This is a genomic window from Crystallibacter degradans (genome assembly GCF_012952295.1).
Classification (GTDB): Bacteria; Actinomycetota; Actinomycetes; order Actinomycetales; family Micrococcaceae; genus Crystallibacter; species Crystallibacter degradans.
This window is the reverse complement of the sequence record NZ_JABBCH010000048.1, coordinates 1-2,843: the sequence shown is the minus strand read 5'-3', so window position 1 is coordinate 2,843 and position 2,843 is coordinate 1. Positions and strand designations below refer to the sequence as shown.

At 54.8% G+C, this 2,843-nt stretch carries 4 protein-coding genes; 3 read left to right on the top strand and 1 reads right to left on the bottom strand.

Features of this window, described 5'->3' with window-relative positions:
- The first annotated feature begins 152 nt into the window (after positions 1 to 152).
- The 3 genes from HGO92_RS24835 (at position 153) to HGO92_RS24420 (ending at position 2,505) form a co-directional block, all read left to right on the top strand.
- Entirely contained in the window at positions 153 to 644 is a 492-nt protein-coding gene (locus tag HGO92_RS24835; RefSeq protein ID WP_440915800.1) for a restriction endonuclease, read from the top strand.
- A 590-nt stretch (positions 645 to 1,234) separates the two neighbouring features.
- Positions 1,235 to 1,843 (top strand): hypothetical protein, encoded by a 609-nt coding sequence (locus HGO92_RS22975; RefSeq protein WP_169999021.1) that lies wholly within the window; start codon positions 1,235 to 1,237, stop codon positions 1,841 to 1,843.
- Between the two features lie 530 nt (positions 1,844 to 2,373).
- On the top strand, positions 2,374 to 2,505 hold the full coding sequence (locus HGO92_RS24420; protein WP_277351961.1) for a hypothetical protein: 132 nt from the start codon (positions 2,374 to 2,376) through the stop codon (positions 2,503 to 2,505).
- A gap of 102 nt (positions 2,506 to 2,607) precedes the next feature.
- Here the strand turns inward: HGO92_RS24420 and HGO92_RS22970 are convergent.
- Positions 2,608 to 2,843, bottom strand: a 236-nt coding sequence (locus tag HGO92_RS22970; protein ID WP_169999018.1) for an integrase core domain-containing protein, incomplete at its 5' end; no start/stop codon positions are given.

Here is a 2,843-nt window from a genome sequence, read left to right as displayed (position 1 = left end):
TCTACAATCATGAACGGCCCCACGGATCCCTGGATGGAATGACACCATCCAACTACTGGAATCAGTGGACCGCAGACCACCAATCAGCTATCGCATAGCCGCTGGACTGCTAAAGGGGGCCCAATCACAGAGCATGTGGCCACGCTGAATCGATCCACAAAAGAGCCTCAAAAAGCAAGCGACCGACCAGCATAACGGCTCCAAGATCACCGGCTAAAGTCCCGACAGTAGTCAAGAAAACTTGGTCAACTTCGTCGTCTGTTAATGACCCTGGCAACGAAGGCGCTAGTAGCGGATGGTCAGCTGCAGAGCGTTTGGCGGCTGCCGCTCTTCGAGGCTACGGATTTACGGATGCTACGGTCACGCCGCCAGGTAATGATGGCGGCTTCGATGTAGTCGGGACCGGGATCGTGGCCCAGGTCAAGTACCGTTCTCGCGCCACTGGCAGGCCGGAACTCCAGCAGTTAGTAGGAGCTAATACGCGATTCGCAGCTGCCGCGTTCTTCTCCCGAAAGGGATATAGCCGGCAAGCCGTCGACTTTGCGGATTCTGTGGGCATAGCTCTTTTTCAGATCGAGCTCCCGAGAACAGTTGCACCTACAAATAAGAGCGCCTTTCGACTTGTTAGGAGTCAAAGAAACTAACAGCTCCTGAACCTTTACCAGCGATAACGGCTAGCCGTATCCGGTTCCTACCTGCTGCCCGTCGATACCCCATCCAACGCCGTGGCCTTCGCGGTTGGAGATTTCCATAACGACGGCGTAGGCCCCTTGGCATCAGGCAGGTGCAGGGCGACAATGTTGGTATCCGTCTTCAGGCGCATTCAAAGCCTTTCCAGGAGCCTTGATGGTCACTGTTCCTGGCCGACCCCTACGCCTACTACGCGTGTCTGCGGGAAAACGCCCCTGTCTACCGCGGACGGTTGGCCTATCTGAGCGACCAGGAACTGTGGATGGTCGTAGCCTGCAACTCTGCACTGGTTGGTACAAAGCCGGATTTATGGCGGGCCGCCGTTTCTCGCAGCGCAACTGCCGTGAATGTTGAATTACCAGAGGGAGCAACAGCTCAGCAGAGAATAGTAATCCTTCCTGAGGCAAAGATGCGTACGACTTTCGCCTGAAGGGATTGGTTACACCTTCGGGTCCTAGCCCATTGGGAGCGTTGCTAGCGGTGCTGTTTGGGTGGTTCATTCCCACATCGAAAACTGCAGAGCAGAATTTGAGGAAAACGTACCATGGAAGTTAAAGAAACACGGGATCTTCGCCGATCCGTAGGTCAGCGTCATACCCTGATAGTGGCCATAGCTGGCATCGTAGCGACGTTATCGGGGACGCTGGTTGGGGCGCAAATTGGCGCCAATGCATCTATCGGTGCGGTTGAGGTACAACTTGCAGCTTCACTCGAGGAAGAATCTAGGAATCGCAAAAGCGGAGCGTATTCTGACTTCCTAGTTGCAGTCGACCGGATGGCCTTTGCCGGGCAAGACCTTGGCCTCGTAATTGAAATGACCGATGGGAAACCGTACGATCACCCCGACATTCTCGCAGAATACGATGATGCCCTAGCAGAGTGGCGGGAGGCGCGTGCCGCCGTGCAGCGCGCCATTAATGATGTTTACGCTTACGGCAGTAGAGATGCGGTCGCGATACATCGGGAAGTGACAGCGTCCCTGCCCGATGGCTTTGCGCCCGCGCCCCACCCTGGAGTCTTGATCTACGATCGAGACCAATATGAGCAGGCAGTAAAAAAATTCCAGAAGGTGTTCTGTCGTGAAGCGTCTATATCGCCACGAGATGAATGCTTTGATGACATTACAGCTTTGAGAGATGGTGGAGGCGGATAAATTCGGGCCTGTAAGCACAGCGGTAGTGGCAGGTGTAGATTTTCGATTTCGTGCCCGCGGGACATCGGACTGCTGTCTATTTGGCATTCCACCATCCGCACTGCAAGGCAGCAACCACGCTACTACTTGCCGGGACGCCTGCACTGACGGTGAGCAACTAACGTCTCCGAGGCTGCCTCCTTCGCGTCCCAAGTCCACCGGGTAGTTGGGGAGCTGGTGTCACGAGGTGACGACGTTGGTGGAGAGGGTCGAAGCGAGGCGTCGTTGGCCGCAACATGTCCTCCTGAATCGCCGTTCCCTAACCTGTGCGGGCCGCTGCTATTTTGTTGGTGCGAGCGTATACTGTGGCCGTATAGAAGCAAGACGTCCAAGGGGTCGGATAAAGTTCATTTTGACTGTACTCAGAATGCGCATTCGACGTAGTCAAGAAGTTGGTGAAAATGCCAGATCTACTCATAAGTCCAAAGGAACAGGTCTTCTCAGCTCTACAAGACCTTTTCCGAGAACAGGGCAGTGACCAGGAGGTGGCTGTGTCTCAGTTCGTACGGACAATGCTGGATAAAGGTCTTACGGCGGATGAATCCATGGGTCTGCTTCAGGATCTGATAGCGGATGAGCGCGTGCAGCTCACTAATACTTACCGGTTGCGTGCTGCCGAATGAAATGGGGGCCGGTCCCTTCAACCGAAGGTCCAATCGTCACCTAGAAGACACGTCAAGACGGACTCCGACCCAATGATTGGGCCCCCTTTAGCAGTCCAGCAGCTATGCGATAGCTAATTGGTGGTCTGCGGTCCACTGATTCCAGTAGTTGGATGGTGTCATTCCATCCAGGGATCCGTGGGGCCGTTCATGATTGTAGATGTCTTTCCACTCGTCGGCCAAGTACTTTGCTTCGGCCATGGTGTCGATGATTTCTCCGGAGAGTTGTTCCCTTCTGAATTGGGCGTTGAATGATTCGATGAACCCGTTCTGCCAGGGCGATCCCGGGTCGATGAACG

Excerpts from the sequence above, each read along its gene's own strand:
- HGO92_RS22975 (WP_169999021.1), top strand. The coding sequence starts at position 1,235 with ATGGAAGTTAAAGAAACACGGGATCTTCGCCGATCCGTAGGTCAGCGT.